At 65.5% G+C, this 15,707-nt stretch carries 11 protein-coding genes; all 11 read right to left on the reverse strand.

Annotated features, from left to right (window positions below; all coding sequences use genetic code 11):
* Positions 1-7: 7 nt before the first annotated feature.
* Positions 8-2,734 (reverse strand): NHLP bacteriocin export ABC transporter permease/ATPase subunit, encoded by a 2,727-nt coding sequence (locus ACS5PK_RS18990; RefSeq protein ID WP_439441836.1) that lies wholly within the window; start codon positions 2,732-2,734, stop codon positions 8-10.
* Complete coding sequence (locus ACS5PK_RS18995) at positions 2,727-4,919, reverse strand: NHLP family bacteriocin export ABC transporter peptidase/permease/ATPase subunit (RefSeq protein WP_439441837.1); 2,193 nt, start codon at positions 4,917-4,919, stop codon at positions 2,727-2,729. Before ACS5PK_RS18995 ends, ACS5PK_RS18990 begins: the two co-directional genes overlap by 8 nt.
* A 7-nt stretch (positions 4,920-4,926) precedes the next feature.
* Positions 4,927-6,192, reverse strand: coding sequence for an NHLP bacteriocin system secretion protein (locus ACS5PK_RS19000; protein ID WP_439441838.1), 1,266 nt, complete (start codon positions 6,190-6,192; stop codon positions 4,927-4,929).
* Entirely contained in the window at positions 6,189-7,775 is a 1,587-nt protein-coding gene (locus ACS5PK_RS19005) for a TolC family protein (RefSeq protein ID WP_439441839.1), read from the reverse strand. The genes ACS5PK_RS19000 and ACS5PK_RS19005 overlap by 4 nt, the downstream gene beginning before the upstream one ends.
* Positions 7,772-8,998 carry an aKG-HExxH-type peptide beta-hydroxylase gene (locus ACS5PK_RS19010; protein ID WP_439441840.1) on the reverse strand — a complete coding sequence of 409 codons (1,227 nt, stop codon included), beginning with the start codon at positions 8,996-8,998 and terminating at the stop codon, positions 7,772-7,774. The genes ACS5PK_RS19005 and ACS5PK_RS19010 overlap by 4 nt, the downstream gene beginning before the upstream one ends.
* Before the next feature lie 16 nt (positions 8,999-9,014).
* Positions 9,015-10,280 carry a radical SAM protein gene (locus ACS5PK_RS19015; RefSeq protein WP_439441841.1) on the reverse strand — a complete coding sequence of 422 codons (1,266 nt, stop codon included), beginning with the start codon at positions 10,278-10,280 and terminating at the stop codon, positions 9,015-9,017.
* Positions 10,267-11,550, reverse strand: a complete 1,284-nt coding sequence (locus tag ACS5PK_RS19020; RefSeq protein ID WP_439441842.1) for a DUF6895 family protein — start codon at positions 11,548-11,550, stop codon at positions 10,267-10,269. The genes ACS5PK_RS19015 and ACS5PK_RS19020 overlap by 14 nt, the downstream gene beginning before the upstream one ends.
* A gap of 8 nt (positions 11,551-11,558) precedes the next feature.
* A complete protein-coding gene (locus ACS5PK_RS19025; protein WP_439441843.1) occupies positions 11,559-12,821 on the reverse strand; it encodes an aKG-HExxH-type peptide beta-hydroxylase in 1,263 nt (420 codons plus the stop codon).
* A complete protein-coding gene (locus tag ACS5PK_RS19030) occupies positions 12,814-14,100 on the reverse strand; it encodes a radical SAM protein (RefSeq protein ID WP_439441844.1) in 1,287 nt (428 codons plus the stop codon). The genes ACS5PK_RS19025 and ACS5PK_RS19030 overlap by 8 nt, the downstream gene beginning before the upstream one ends.
* A 290-nt stretch (positions 14,101-14,390) precedes the next feature.
* Positions 14,391-14,579, reverse strand: a complete 189-nt coding sequence (locus ACS5PK_RS19035) for a hypothetical protein (RefSeq protein ID WP_439441845.1) — start codon at positions 14,577-14,579, stop codon at positions 14,391-14,393.
* 102 nt (positions 14,580-14,681) lie between these two features.
* The gene (locus ACS5PK_RS19040) at positions 14,682-15,707 is read right to left on the reverse strand and encodes an ABC transporter substrate-binding protein (protein WP_439441846.1); all 1,026 of its coding nucleotides are present in this window, start codon (positions 15,705-15,707) and stop codon (positions 14,682-14,684) included.

A 15,707-nucleotide genomic window follows, 5' to 3' on the forward strand; every position in this document is an offset into this window, starting at 1 on the left:
GGACCGATCATGCGAGTTGACGTTTTGCCATGTCTGCGAACAGGCCGGGCGCCTGCATCAGCGATTGGTAGGTGCCGCGCTGCACGATGCGCCCTTTTTCAAGGACGTAGATGCAGTCGGCATGGATGATGGTGCTGAGTCGGTGCGCGATCACGATGCGCGAAGCCTTGAGCTGGCCCAGGCTGTCGCTGACGATGGCCTGCGTGCGGTTGTCCAGCGCGCTGGTAGCTTCGTCGAAGAACACGATGGCCGGCTTGTGGGCGATCGCCCGGGCGATGATGAGGCGCTGGCGCTGCCCGCCTGACAGCGTGCTGCCGCCATCGCTCACCACCGTGTGCATGCCCATGGGCATGGCCTGGATGTCCTGGGCAAGGCCGCTGGCGCGCGCGGCGGCCCAGGCGTCCTCCAGGGTGAGCGAGGAGGCGCCGACGATGTTCTTGTAGATGTCGCCGCTCATCACCTTGCCGCCCTGCAAAACGACGCCCAGCTGGCAGCGCAGCGCCACGAGGTCGATGTCGTGGATGTTCTTGCGGTCGTAGTAGATGTCACCCTGCTGGGCCTTCTCGAAGCCCAGCAGGAGACGAAGCAGGGTGGATTTTCCGGAGCCTGACTCGCCGACCAGGGCGACGAACTGGCCGGGCTCGACCGTCAGCGAGACGTCTTGCAGTACGGGCTGCTCCGAACCGGGGTAGCTGAAGCTCAGGCTGGCGACCTCGATCGCGCCGCGCAGCGGGCCGGGGTCCTGTCGCCGTTCGTCGGCTTCCGGGGTCGCCGTCAGGATGGGCTGTGCACGCTGGTAGATGGGGATCACGTCCAGCAGCGTCACCCCGACGCGCACCATGCCCAGCATGGCGCTGAGGAACAGCGCGAACAGAGCGCTGAAGGCGACGAAGTCCCCGCTGGAGAAACGGTCGGTGTGCTGCGAGAGTGCCGTGGAGGAGATCAGGGCGAACAGCATGGCATTGGCCAGCACCGGAAAGCAGCTGTTGAAAACCTGGGTGCCGCAGCCCAGGATGCCGGACTGCATCTGCAGCCGCTGCTGTTCCGCGAAGTGACGGCTCCAGTTGGCAAAGGCCTTGGACTCCGCACCCGTCATCCGCAGCTTCGACAGCCCGGCCAGGTACTCCAGCGCGCGCCCGGCGGCCTCTCCCCGGATGTCGGCACTGGCCTTGGTGAAGCGGTAGCGGCGGCGCCCCATGTAGGCATGGAAGCCGGCCGCGCCCAGCACGAGCACCACGGCCAGAGCCGTGAGCTGGGGGCTGTAGTGAAGCATCAGGATGAGGTTGACCAGCGAGAACAGGAAGCTCATGGCTGTGCCAATGAGCGCGCCCGAGAGGAGCTGCCGTATCTCGTTGATCCCGTTGATTCGCGTGGCCAGGTCGCCGGCGGAGTAGCTTCTGAAGAAGGGCACGGGAAGCTTGAGGACCCGGTCCCAGACGGCGGCCTGCAAGTCGCTGCCGGCACGGCTCTCGATGCGCAGGAGCAGTTGCGATCGATAGAGTTCGAAGATGAAGCTGGCCACCGACACCACGGCGAGCAGCGCGAGGATCTGCGCCAGTTGACTGCTGTCTGCGGCCGGGATGATGTCGTCGAACAACTGGCCACTGGCGATCGGTATCAGCGTCGACAACAGCGTGCCCAGCAGGCCGATGAGCAGGATGCCCCGGGCATCGCGGTGCAGATCCTGCAGGCAGAAACGCAGCAGGTCCCTGGCACCCACGGCCGTGGACGGCAGCTTGCGATAGAACATGAAGGCGAGGGTCGACAGGCGCTGGACGGTGTGCTCGTCGACGATGAAGTGGATGCCGTCCTTGGGCCCCCGCGCTTCGTAATGGCCTTTGTCATTGCGCAGCAGCGCCACCGGCCGCCGGCCGTCGTTGACGAAGGTCAGCAACGGGCCGTTGTCCTCCTCCCACCAGCGCCCCTTGAGCGAGGTGGTGCGCATGCGCACGCCCGAGGCCTCCGCAAGAGTCCCCAGAGGGCCTCGCTTGCCTGCTGCCTGGCCGGGTACGGGGGGCTTGAACTCGATTCCCTGCCGTGAGCCCAGCAGCTGGCAGGCGACCAGCAATGCATCACCCTCGACTTCGGCCAGCGGAGCCGATGGCGAGAACAGGGCGGCAAGGTTGCCCAGGGCCTGCGAGAGCGCCTCGCGGCTGAGCGCGGCCTTGCGCTGCAGGCGGATGGCCTCTTCCATGTCCTGGTCACGCCGTTGCTCATGGGCGGTCTGCAGCATGTCCCGGCCGGCCTGAAGGAGGGCCTCGATGATGGCCTCGGGCGCAGTATGGTCCAGGAGCTTCTGCGCGTTGAGTCGATCAGTCTGGCCTGGGGGCAAGAGCTCGGGACCGGCCGCTGTGGAGCTGGCGCCGGGCGACACGCGGGCGAACCAGCACTCCAATGCCGCTGCCAGTGCCTGCCTGGCATCGGCATTCGTCAGGAGGTGCCCCAGGCCCTCGATGGGCATCACACGGCACAGGGCTCCTTCCCGGGCGCCCAGGGCCCAGCCGTCCACGGCAGGCTCGATCGACCCTGGCAATGCAAACACCTGGCCGGGCCCGAGGGTCAGCCAGTGCGTGCGGCGCACGCCATCGTCGACGTCCTGTACCGTGAGGAACAGGTCCACGGTGCCGGATTCCACCAGGCACAGGGCGCTTTCGGGCCGCCAGCGGTCCGTGACGTCGATGCGCGCTGCGCCGGAGGCCTCGAAGTACTGCAGCAGGCGGGCAGCATCATTCATCGGACACCAACCTTGCATAGTGGCCGCCCAGGCGCATCAGCGCCTCATGACTGCCGCGTTCCAGCACCTTGCCGCGATCCAGGAAGATGATCTCGTCACAGTCACGGATGGCGCTCAGTCGATGCGCGATGACGAGGCAGCTGCAACCGCGCCGACGGATGTTCTGCTCCACCAGCTTCTCGGTCAGTGGGTCCAGCGCGCTGGTGGCTTCGTCCAGGATCAGCAGGCGCGGGTTGGTGGTCAGTGCGCGGGCGATTTCAAGTCTTTGCCGCTGGCCGCCGCTGAAGTTGGCGCCCCCTTCTGCCACCAGGCTCTGGTAGCCCCCAGGGCGGGAGGAGATGAAGTCGTGGATCTGTGCGTCCTTGGCCGCCTGGATCATGACCGAGTCGGGCACGGTACGGTCCCACATCGTCAGGTTGTCACGCACGGTTGCGGAGAACAGCGAGATGTCCTGGTCGACCACGGCGACGGAGTTCAGCAGCCGGTGCCGTGGCACCGAGGAACGAGGAATCTTGTCCAGGAGGATCTCCCCTTGCCAGGGCGCGTGAAGGCCGGCCACCAACTTGGCGATGGTGGATTTGCCGCAGCCCGAGGGGCCGACCAGGGCCACGCGCTGGCCCGGCTTGAGTTGCAGATCGAAGTTCTCCAGCAGCGGAGGCTCCATGCGGCTGAAGCCAAAGCTCAGCTGCCGCAGCTCCAGCGCACCACTCAGTCGCGTACCGTCGGAATGCTCGGCGTCGTCGTCTGGGAGGGCGTCAATCGTCGCATGCAGGGCATCATCCAGGCGCTTGACGTCGCCGTGGAAGTTCTGCAGCTTGGCACCGAGCGAGACCAGCGTGTTGATCGGGCCCATGAAGCTGGCCACCAGCATCTGGAACGCGATCAGCGATCCCATGGACATCTCGCCGCTCATCACGCGCAGTCCGCCGATGGCCAGGATGGCGGTCGAGTTGAGACCGCTCAGCAGCCTGGGTGCAAGGTCCAGGGGAATGGACGCCCGGCTCATGTCCTGCAGCGAACGGGCGAACCGGGCCTGGAAGCCGGCCCAGCGAGCAAAGAAGTCAGTCTCCCAGCCTGAGGCCTTGAGGGTTTCGATGAGCATCAGGCCGTCCATCGAGGTGCCCATCACCTTGCTCTGATCGATGGCCAGACGCATGTTCAGCTCGCGCCGCTTCATGGAGATGAGGCTCAGCAAGGCGAAGTTTGCGCCGGCCACGCCAATGCACAGCATGGCCATCCAGGGGTCGTAGAAAAGCATGACCGTGGCGAAGAAGAGCGCTGTGATCAGGCCCAGCACCGCGTCGACCAGATCACCCGACAGAACCTCGGCGACACGCGCATTGATGAGCACCCGCGAGCTGACTTCCGCCGCCGATCGCTGCTGGAAGAAGCTCAACGGCAGTTGCAGCACATGCCAGAAGAAGCGGGCCGAGGTGCTCAGCGCGATGCGAGCTTCCAGCCGGAGGAGGTAGTAGTGCTGCAGCCAGGTCAGGACGCCCAGCAGTGCGCTGGCACCGATCATCCCCGTGATCAGCGGCCCGGCCCATCCTTGCATCTGCCCCACGAGGATGTTGTCGATGAAGATGGCGCTGAAGGCCGGCACTGCGATGCCCGGCACGACCAGCAGCAGGCCCACCAGCAGCAGGTAGGCCAGGGCCCAGCGTGTGTCGCCCAGCCTGGAGCGCAGGGCGAGCAGAAGGCTGTCCGGGCTGCCGCCTGGTTCGAAGCGCTCGGTCTTCTCGAATGTCAGCACGATGCCTGTGAAGGACTGGTCGAACTCGGCCGCGCCGACTTCGCGGCGACCTCGCGCCGGATCATTCAGGAAGAATCGCGTCTTGCCGACGCCTTCCAGCAGCAGGAAATGATTGAAATTCCAGTACAGCACCGCCGGCAGCGGCAGGGCGGCGAGGTTGGCGGGTTCCGCCTTGAAGGCGCGGGCCTCTAGGCCGTAGCCACGCGCCGCCTTCACGATGTTCAGGGCCTTGGTGCCGTCTCTGGAGACGCCGCAAGCCGTCCGCAGCTCGGCCAGCGACACGAATTTTCCGTGGTACGCCAGCACCATTGCCAGGCTCGCGGCGCCGCATTCCACAGCTTCCATCTGAAGAATGGACGGTGCCCTGACCCGGCGCCCTGCTCCATGACGACCACGGAGGGCGCGCCACAAGCGCGTTATCAATGCAGGCATGGCTTGTTCACTCCAGGCCCAGGAAGCGCTTGAGCGCAGGAATGACCAAGGTGATGGGCCGCCTGACCGAGAGCGTGATGGACGCCTGGCACAGCGTGCCGTTCTGTATGGTGAACGGCGGCCCCTGCCGCGTGGACCACGCATAGCCGCTGGGGGTCTCCGGCGCAGGATTCAGTGTCGCCACCAGCTGGATGGGGGGCGTGCTGCCGACCAACTGCTGCACCAGCTTTTCGTTGCCGAATACCTGCATCAGGCCTTTGTCAGACGAGGGGTACTCCGCGACGGACGCGATGCTGCCCGACAGGAACCCGTACTCTTCGCGGCGTGCCGTGCTGGGGCTGATCTCGGCGCTCATGCCGATGCGCATGCGCTTGCCCTCGGCTGCGGGCAGGTAGATGAAGGCTTCGACCTCGTTGCGGTCATTGCCGCTGGACTCGATGCTGACCATGGGCATGCCGCGGTCAACGAACTGACCGTCGCTGACCGTGACTTCCAGAACGCGCCCGGCCGCCGGGCTCACCACCAGCCCTGCCGTCTTGGCTTCCCGGCCCAACGAGTCCAGCAAAGCCTTGATCTCCTCCACCTGTCGCGCGGCCTGTGCAATCTCGTTGCTGCTGCGGGTGTTGGCATCTTCCCGGCTGACTTCCGCCTGCTTGATCTGGGACTTGCTGGCCTCCACCTGGAGCTGGGCAGCGCTCAGCTCCAGTTGGGTGGAGATGAGCGTCTGGCGGGTCAGCAGGCCCTGTTCCAGGAGCGCCTGCTGGGAGCGAATCCGCTCCTTCAGAAGGCCGATCTGCCGTTCGGCTGCGGTGATCTGCGCGAGGGAGGCTTCACGCTGCTGCTGGTAGCTGAGCGCCCGCAGGCGGCCCAGTTCCTGGCCCGCTTGGCGTGTCTGCTGCAGCTGCAACTGCGCCTCGATGAGCCGCGCTTCGGTGACCTTGATCTTCTGCAGGGTGTCGTACTGGTCGATGCGGCCGATGATCTGGCCGCGCACCACGCGGTCGCCACGTTCCACGGAAAGGTCGGTCAGTCGACCGCTGGATGAGGCGGTGGTCAGGGTGATGCCACCGCTCTTCACCAGGATGCACTGCTGTGCGTTCACCTTGCTGGGCAAGCGCCCGAAGACAGACCACAGCAGCACGGCCACCGTCACCAGCCCGACGGCCAGGAGCACGATCCAGGCCTTGGGCGATGTCACCTGGAGCAGGCTGTCGAGCTCGTCGGGAGAGGACAAGCGGTCCAGTGCCGCCTTTCTGAACAGACCGTCTTTCATGGGAGATTTCCGGGCAGCGTGTCGGGTTGGCGCTGCATGCTTTGAAGAGAGTCCAGGGTGCTGAAGGCCTGGACATCCAGGCTGCCCAGCTCGTCGGCGATGCGCTCGTCTTGAGGGAACTGGAACACCGTGCCAGTCTCATGGCGAAGCCGGGCCAGAGCGGTCGCATGGCTCAGCAGCAGCTGCGTGATGCCGACCTGGGCGTTCACGTAGCGCGTCTCCAGGTTGATCACGTCCATCAGGGTGGAGATGCCGGCGCGGAGCTTGGTCATCTCCTGGGTCACGGCTTTCTCGTAGTAGCCCAGGCCTTCGCTCGCCGTGCGGATCTGCTGGCCGGTGCGCCACAGCGTCTGCAGGGCCGCCTCCACCTCGGACAGGGCGGCTTCCCGGCTGTCCAGCGCGCGCAGTTGCAACTGCTCTTGGGTGGCCAGCAACTCGCGGAGCCTGCCGCTGGCCTGTCGGTTCTCCATGGCGAACTGATAGTTCAGCCCGGCAAACCAGGAAGGCCCGGACTGGCTTCTGCCGGAAAGCGGCGGCAGGCCGAGCAGTCGGCTGCCTTCCGAGGCCTGGCCGTAGCTGACGCCGAACTTCAGGTCGAGCTGGGCGCGCTCGGTATCCCTGGCCGCGTCAAGCAGGGCGCGCAGGGCCAGCTGCTGCAGTTCGTTGGCGCGCAGGTCCGGGCGCGTGTGAAGGGCTTGCTGTTTCAGGGCGCCGGATTGCTCGAGCAACTGACCCGCTGTCGGGGAGGGCGCGGGGAAGGGGTCGGCGGCCATTGGCAGCAGGTCGCCGGCCCGGGCGTCCAGTCCCATGCTGCGGGCCAGACGGCGACGTGCATCCCGCATGCGCAGTTGCGCCGCCTCCAGCGCATTGGACTTGTCGGTGAGGTCGGCCCGCAGCAGGACCAGGTCACCGGCCGGCTTCTCGTCAGCCGCGACCAGCTTTTCATTGGAGGCGAGCAGGTTCCTGGACCGCTCCAAGGACTGCGCCGCGATGGCCATGAGCGCGCATTCCGCCCGGTATTCCCAGTAGCGTTGAGTCATGGCCAGCACCGCATCGCTGGCGGCTGCCCGCACGCGCCAGCGCTGCTCATCCCAGGCAAGGCGTGCAGCTTCGTCCTGTGCCTGCGCCTGCTTTCGGCCCTTGAGCACCGGAATCACGAACTGCAGCTTGAGCCGGGTCTGGTGCAGCCGCACTGGGGCGTCCGCTGGCGCTTCAAGGACGCCTGTCGACTCCAGGCCGGTTTCCATGCGAACGCCGTCAGCCAGCAGCCGCTCGGCGCCGACGCGATAGGTGCTGACGGTCCGGGTCGATTGATCCGGGGTGCCGGACGGAGGCGATGGGGTGATGCTCCTGTCATGCTGCGCGCCCGAGGACAGCGTCCAGTCGTACTGGCCCTGGGCTTGCAGCGCGCGGGCAGACGCCGCCCCCAGCTCATGGCGCTGCAGGCGGATAGACACGTTGCCGGCCATGCCCTGAGCCAGGACCTGCGCCAGAGACAGTTCATCGGCTACGCAGCGCCCCTCCATCAGGCCGAGCAAGGCCAAGGCCAGCCCATCTATCGCGAGCTTCGTTCGCAGTCTCATGCTGCCGTCGGGACATCGTAGCCTCGTGCGATCAGGAGATCGGCCTGGCCGTGGAACAGCGCCTTGCCGCCAGGCATCAGAGCGTCGCTCTGGCGCAGAATGTCCGCGAGGCTCAGCGTGTGCCTGAGCATGACATCGTGCTCCTTGAGGTTCTCCTGGGAACCCCGACCCAGCTTGTGGATCACGTCGTGCCAGTACAGCAGCATGTTGGCGGTGGCGTGGTAGGTCAGCAGGATCTTGCTGATCGTGCGCTTGCGTCCCTTCAGCGTGGAGTAGTGCTCGGCTTCCTTGCGGGCCGGGTCCGTCAAGTGCTGGATCGCACTGATCAGCAGGTAGTGCTGGTGGCTCATCTCGTGCACGAATACTTCACCCAGGAAGTCGGTGCTCAGCGGGAAGCCGCAGCTGAATACGCCCGAGCTGCTCAGGAAGCTGCCGCTCTGGCGCATGTCCTGACTCGTCAGCGGGCAGCAGGCCAGGCCACGCAACAAGGGCAGGATCCAGTCGACATAGCAGGGATCGGCCTCCCGGAGGAGCTGCAGCGCCTCGCCGACCTGCTGCGCCGACCGGGCGGCGGTCAGGCCATCCTCGCCGGCTTGCCGCTGCACGGGCCAGTCCACGAAGATGTCCGTCACCGTGGACTCATCGGGCTCTTTCCAGCTCTGCAGGTACAGATGCTGGAAACCGGCCGCCTGGAGGTGCACGGGTTCGACGTAGCACCAGCGGGGATCGGGTTGCTGATCTGGGTCGGCGCGCAGGCCCTGGTCGGTCCAGCGCAGCACCAGGGGCGGCACGGCGGCGTCCAGCCGCTCGACCTGCAGGCACTGCTCTGTGCAAGTCATCCGGATGCTGCCGGAGGCGTCGAAGATGTGGCCATCCACGGCCAGCCGCACGGGTTCCTGAAGTTGGCACTGCCATTGCGCGGGAATGCGCAGCGTGTGCAATGCACACATCAGATGCAGCAGCGCCTCGTCAGGGCGGCCTTGCTGGGTCTTGCGCAGTGCCGCACCCACCTCCGGCTGCCAGGCCTGGGGAAGCGGCCGCAGCGCCTGGGACGACAGCGTGTGGCATTGATCCAGCAAGGGCATCAGGGGCGAGCGGGCATCGATGGTCTTGGAAACGGCATCCAGCACGCCGCGATGGAAGGTCGCGGCCATCACGCCCATGGGCTTGGAGCTGCTGAACAATTGGGGGGCGAAGCCGTTGGAAATCAAGGAGCTGGTCATGGTGATGATCCCGGGGTCAGGAAAGCGGGGCTGCCACCTCGGCCGTCAGGCGCCGCTCGATGGCCTCCGCGGAAGCGCCGCCCTGAACAAGCATGGCTGCGATGTAGGCATGGATGCGCTTGAGCGCGCTGCAGTAGATGGAGGGGTTGTCAAAGCCTCCGGCCGCAGAGAAGCGATGCTGCGGGGCACCGCCGCGGCAGACATGGCGCCAGAGGCACTCGGTGCAGGCCGTGGGAAGCTGCACTTGCGATTCGTAGACTTCCAGCCAGGTGTCGCAGTCCATCAGGTCCGACAGGCTGCTGTCATGCACGGTGTGGCCGGTCTGCCGGAATCGGGGGGCCAGGACACGGATGGCATCGTCAGGCGAGATCTCTCCGTTGCTTGAGACCGTGATGAGTTCGAAGGGGTTGTGCTGGTTGGCGGCCAGCCTCGCGCAAGTCTCGTCATCAAGCAATGCGCTGATGATGTTGCGAATGAACCGGATCTGCGGCCGGCGGCGCTGCGCGAACCAGGCCCGGCAGACTTCAAGCATGTAGTCGCCGCACGCCTCGATCAGCGCCGGCGTGACCTCTGGCGAATCATGGTTGTAATCCGGCAGCAGGAAGTTCACGGAGTTCGCCCCCAGGTCCTGCGCGAAGTGCTCGTAGATCCGCGCGGCCGGCTGCTCGGGCGACACCACGCAAAGGATGCCGGGGGGCGCAATCCGACCCTTTGCTGCGGCGCGCTGCAGCAGCTCCCAGCCCCTGCGGGACTCCTGGTAGGTGCCACGGCCACTGCGGGTCACCCGCGTGAGGTTGTGGATGGATTCATCGCCATCCATGCTCATGCCGATCGAAAGCTTGTACTGAGAGAAGATCTCGATCCACTCTTCGTCGATCAGCACGCCGTTGGTCTGCATCGAGATCTTCAGCCGGCAGTGCTCGTCCAATCCCCCGCGCAAGGCTTGGCAGAGCTGGCGGAAGGCCTTCTTGTTCAGCAGCAGAGGCTCTCCGCCGTGCAGGCCGATGTGGATGGATCGCAGGCCCTGCTGCCGGATGGCGTCCTGCAGCCAGGCCACCAGTCCCGCCTGAGTGTCGTGGGCCATCACCGGGGGGTGCTGCTTGTAGGACTCGTCGCCCATGAAGAACATGTAGCAGTACGGGCAAGCGAGGTTGCAACGCTCGGTGATCTTCAGGATCACGAACAGCGCACCATACGGTGAGGATGACGAGGGGCGACGCGCCCGGCCCGCCACGGGGCGCGGCTTGCGGAAATGAACGATCTGGGCTTCAGTGCTGGGCATGGCTGTCGGGAGAACGTGTGGGGGCGCGGACCGCTGTGGCAGGTGTGCATGCGGGTTGCGCAAGAAAGCCTAGGCAGGCCTGGTCCACCCCTGCGAAGAGGCGTTCGATGGCGGGTGCGTCGTCAGATGAAATGCCGGCTCTGCGCAGCTCATCGACAAAGTGGCCGAAGTGGCCGTCGCGGCGCTGGCTGAAGACGATGAACTCACGGATGTCGTCCAGCAGCTGCGCATGAGGAGGGCTGAGCGGTGCCAGCTTGCCGAGTGCGGCGAGCGCGCTTTCGAACTTGTACTGGTGCAGGCCCAGCAGGGCGGCCCCCAACTGCCGGGCATTGCGCAGCTGTCCGGCGTCGTGGGCTGGCAAGGCAGGCGCAGCTGGCGCCAGCAGCGACATGCAGCAGGTGGCTGCGACCAGGGTGAGATGAAAGCGTTGCGCCCACGCCGCCTGTTCGGGGCAGGCGGCGGCGAAGTCCCTGGCCACCCAGGTCGGTGCATCAGGGCTCAGCCATCCCTGCTGGACCAAGGCCGGCAGGGTCAGCATGAGCAGCTCTTGCGCCTCCGCACCCAGTGGCAGGCCGCGAAGACAGGCGGTTTCGACAAGTTCCAGGCCCAGGTCCAGGTCGCGGCCCGCCAGGCAGCGAGCCATGGCGCCCGAGAGCGCCGTGGGCAGGTAGGGGTCTGCGCCAGCGAAATCGTGGTCCAGCAAGGTGCGGTAGTACTCGGCGTGCGTCAGCGCAAAGAGCGCATCCTGGCTGGCATGGATCGGGGAGGGCGCGTGAGCCAGGGCGGAGGTCCGCAGGACCACCTCGACATCCACCGGGGCGGGTGCGCCGGCATAGTGGCACGCGGTCAGCAGCTCCAGGTGCCGGAACGGTCCGCCGTCTATGCCCCAGGCGTACCGGCTACAAAGCAGGCGCCTGACCCAGGCGCTGCGTTCGTCGTCAAGCCAGCCCTGCTGCACGGCGAGCCCGAGTGCGCTTGTGAACATGAGCAAGGTGCCGTTGCGCCTCGCTGCCAGGGCGAGGAAGCGGTCATCGATCTGCCGGGCGACGTGGCCGCGCAGGCGCAGCCAGTCACCAGTGGGCGGCATGCAGAGGCGCTCGCCCACCATCAGGAGCATGGCCAGCTCGTTGAAGCATTTGCGCCGGAACAGGTATTCCTGCGGTGTTGCACCCAGATGCGGGTCACAGAACTGCGCATGCGCCGCGAGCCAGGCCAAGGCCTGGTCGCGGGCCTGCCTGACGAGTGCCGGGCTCAGTGGGGACGTCTGCATGGGGCGGCTCAGTGCGGCGCCAGTTCTGTCAGGGAGAGGCCGCGCTCCAGCAGCATCGTCGACTGAAGCGCGAAGCAGGCCTGTCCTGTCGGGCTCAGGCCTGGGGCATCCCGAAGCGTCTGCGCAAGGCTGCCGATGTAGCCCACCAGCTTGCCGAGTTCCCGATCCGCAAGATCCTGCCAAGGCCCGGATTGCTGCAGCACCCGGTGCCAGTAGAAGGCCATGTTGGCGGTGGCATGGAAGGCGAAAAGAATCTTCTCCAGCGGGCGGTGCTTCCGCTTGAACGAGGAGTAGTACAGGCCCGTGGCCACCTGCTTGTCGATCAGTGGAACGGCAAGACTCAGCAGGCTGTAGTACTGGTGGCTGATCTCGTGAACGAGTGTCTCGGCCAGCAGGGGCAGCTGGACCGGGAATCCCACGGTCAACATGCCGGCATGCGTGCGGTAGCTGCCGCTGATGAGCATCTGCGGGTTGGGGACCTTGCACGCCGCAATTCCGCGCAGCAGCGGCTGGCACCAGGGCAGGTAGTTCGGATGCAATTCGCCGAGCAGGCCCAGCGCATCGCTGGCCTGCATGGCCACCTGGGTGCGCCAGTCATGACCAAGCTCGGGTTCTGGCAGCGAGGGAGGCCAGTTCACCTCGGGGTCGTCGCCGCTCTGGTAGCTGCTCGGCAGGGTCCATGACTGGACCATCTTGTCCTCGAAGCCCGGGCGCTGCAGTGCGGCGCCTGACGCGAGCTGGCAGATGGGGGAGGCCTCCTGGCCCGACTCCAGCACCCAGCGGGCGCCAGCGCGTTGCCAGCACAACGCCGCCGCAGGGGCGGCCAGCACCCACAGTTGCAGCCTGCCCTGGTGGCAGCGGGCCTTCACGCGGCCCTCCGCGTTGAACAGATTGCCAGCGAAGGACAGACGCTGCGCCTGGGCCAGAGGCAGCTCCCACTCGCCCGAGACGCCGGCACCATGCGCCGCCAGAAGGAAAAAGAGAACGCTGTCGCGCAGGCGGCCCCGCCTGAAGTGGGCCATGGCCATGCCCAGCTCGGGGCACCACCAGGCGGCCGTCGTCGGCCACTCCTGGAGCTCCATGCCGGCCAGCGCCACGCAGAGGTCGGCAAACTGCCCATCGTCCTGGCAGGCCTGCTGCAATCTGCGCCAGGTCGTCTTGGCCAGTGCGGTGGCCAGCGCATGGGCGCCTGCCTGAGGCTGGCTTCCATGCAGGGGAACAAGAAGCGAGAGCATCCAGTCCGGTGCCGATGAAGAGCAGATGTCAGACATGAGCCACCTCTTGCTTGGTCGTTGCAGGCGTCCACTCGGTCAGCAGTCGGCGCTCCATGGCTTCCTGCGAGGCGCCCGCCTGGATCAGGCTTGCGGCCACGTGGCGGTACAGCTTCTTCAGGCCGGCGCAATAGACGCTCGGGTTGTTGAATCCTCGGGCGCTGGAGAAGCGATGCGCCAGCGCACCCCCCCCGCAGATGTTGCGCCATAGGCAGGACCCGCACTCGGTGGGCAGTTGGGCCTGGGCCTGCGCCAACTCCTGCCAGACCGGGCTCTGCCGCAAGCTGGCCGCCTGGTCCGTGCCTACCCGGTAGGGCAGATTGCGCAGTCGCGGCGCGAAGCCGCGGATGACGTCGTCAGGGCAGATTTCGCCATCGGTGGAGATGGCAAACTGGTTCGGCAGGCGTCGCCGGCCCAGCGCCGCGCGGCGGCACAGCCGATCGTCCAGCAACGGGCCGACAATCTCTTCGATGAAGCGCACGCTGCCGCGGCTGCTCGAGGCACCGAGCCCGGCCCAGGCGTTGTAGACGCCAATCAAGAAGTCGCCACAGGCGTCGATGTGTTCGGGTGTCGCCTGCTCAGCGTCGTGCGTGAGGTCAGGCAGGAGAAAGTTCATGCCATCTGCATCCAGCTCCTCGCGAAAGTGCCGGTAGAGCGCAGCCCCGGATTGATCGGGGGACACGACCGCCAGAATGCTGGCGGAGGCCGCGCGGCCGTCCTTCACCGCCTTGTTGAGAAGCCGCCATCCCTTGAGCGTCTCGGCATAGGTCCCGCGCCCTTTCTTGGTGATGCGGTTGCGGTCATGAGTGGCCGGGTCGCCATCGATGCTGACGCCGACCCGGACCTGATGCCTGGCGAGCACCTCGACCCATCGCTCGTCCAGCAGCACACCATTGGTCTGGACCAGCAGCATCAGTTCGCACAAGGGCTCGATGGCATCGCGCAAGGCCTGGCAGATGGCGTCGAAGCGTGCAGGCTTGAGCAGCAGCGGTTCGCCGCCATGCAGGCCCACTTGCACCTGACGGATGCCTTGCTCGCGGATGGCGTCAACGATGAATGAGACCGTCCGGCTCAGCATCTGGTCGTCGGCGAAGGCCGGATGCTCGCGGTAGGAGTCGTCGCCGCTGAAGTAGAAATAGCAATAGGGGCAGGCAAGATTGCAGCGTTCCGTCACTTTGAGGATGACGCTGAGCGTGTGAAAGCGCTGTGGTTCGCCCGCAGGCTGGTTTCCCGACAGGACCGTCGATGGTCTCGGGAAATAGGTGAGCGGTGCTTCCATCAGGTGCCTGGCAGGTGAGCATGGCTGCGCAGCCGTGCACGGCCCGCGCCATGGCGCCAGGGCGCAAGAGCGGCTGCAGATCCCATGATTTCTAGATTTGTTGTGGTCGGGCCGATGGCCCGCAAGTGACGTAGCCGTGCCGTGATCGGCAGAGGAGCCTGACGGTGCCGTGCCAGGTGGCGGGCGCGGCCAGCGTCTCGGTTAGCGAGACGCTCCGGCAGGTCCTTGCGCACACAGCGCGTGCAAGGCCGGCACCCCTTTTCAGGCGGTGCCGGCGATGCTCGCGGTGATCAGCTCTTGGCGTGCTTGGCTTCGTAACGGCTGTAGCCGCCGCAGCCTTCAGCTTCCATGTCCAGAACGCCGCCGGACAGCACTTCCAGTTCGGCTTCGACGATTTCGGTCAGTTGCTCGACGCTGGGTTGCACGGCCGGCACGTTGTCTTGTTCGGCCTTCTTGATTTCTTCGTTCAGCTTGGTCATTTTGATCTCCTGGTTGAATAAAGCGGGGTAATCCCCACGGGATTGAGCCCATCCGCAAAAACTGCGTATCGGATGAATTCAATGTCTGGAACGCGCGGCAGGCTATTCGCGCGCGTCCGCTGAATCGTTGACGACCTCGGCGACCTTGAATAGCGAGACTGGCGGGTAGGTCCCCAGTTGCTTGGCCGATTTCATGTTGATGAGATAAGTGAACCGGTTGAGCGGTTCGATGGGGATGGCTGCAGGCTGGGCGTTCTTCAGCAGGATTTGCTCGGCCTTGTGGGCTGCGAGTTCGCCAGCGCTGAAATAGTTGGAAACCAGCCCGATCAGCGCGCCGTCATTTCGAATCGGCGCCTCTGTTGCGGCAAATACAGGGATCCTGGCAGCGCGGGCCATGTCCACGACCGTTCTGGCATGCTTGATCAGGAAAGAATCAGAGGGCAGATAAATGAAGTCAGGCTGCTTTGCCAGCAGATTATGAAGAGCGCCCCTCAGCATTTCCACGGTGGGCTGGGTCTGCCCGTCTGCGGCGAGTTGACCGACTTGAACGGAAATTCCATTCTTCTCCGCTGCTGCCTTGAGATCCTGGACGGTCAGTGTCGAATTCTTCTCATAGGGGTTGTACAGCACCCCTAGGCTCTTGACCTTGCGCATCGCAAGCAGGGCTTGAATCTGCGCGGTGAGTGGTGCCAGGTGGGTCACGCCGGTGAAGTTGCGCCCCGAGGACTTGAGCGACTTTGTGATATTGGCGCCCAGCGGGTCCGCGACCACATTGAAGACGACTGGAATATCTGTGACGCGCTCTTCCCTGCTGTTTTCATCCAGGGTGCCGACGACCTTGGAGGTCACGGTCGTTCCGAATGTGTAGATCAGGTCCGGCCGCATGGCCCGAGCTTCCTTGACGAATTCGCTCACGCGCTGGTTGTCAGCCTGGGCATCTCGCACGATGAACTCGACCGGAATGGCGTGCTTGTCGAAATAGGACATGAACCCTTTTTCCGCGTCCGTCGTGCCCCGGTAGAGAATCATCATGATCTTCAGAGGGCGCGGCTGCTGGCTCGCCACTGCCGGCGAGAGCAGTATCAGCGCCGATATGAGCGGCACAAATATTCTTCGGATGGCTTTCAT

The sequence above is a fragment of the Roseateles sp. DB2 genome, from assembly GCF_051857535.1.
Classification (GTDB): Bacteria; Pseudomonadota; Gammaproteobacteria; order Burkholderiales; family Burkholderiaceae_C; genus Roseateles_B.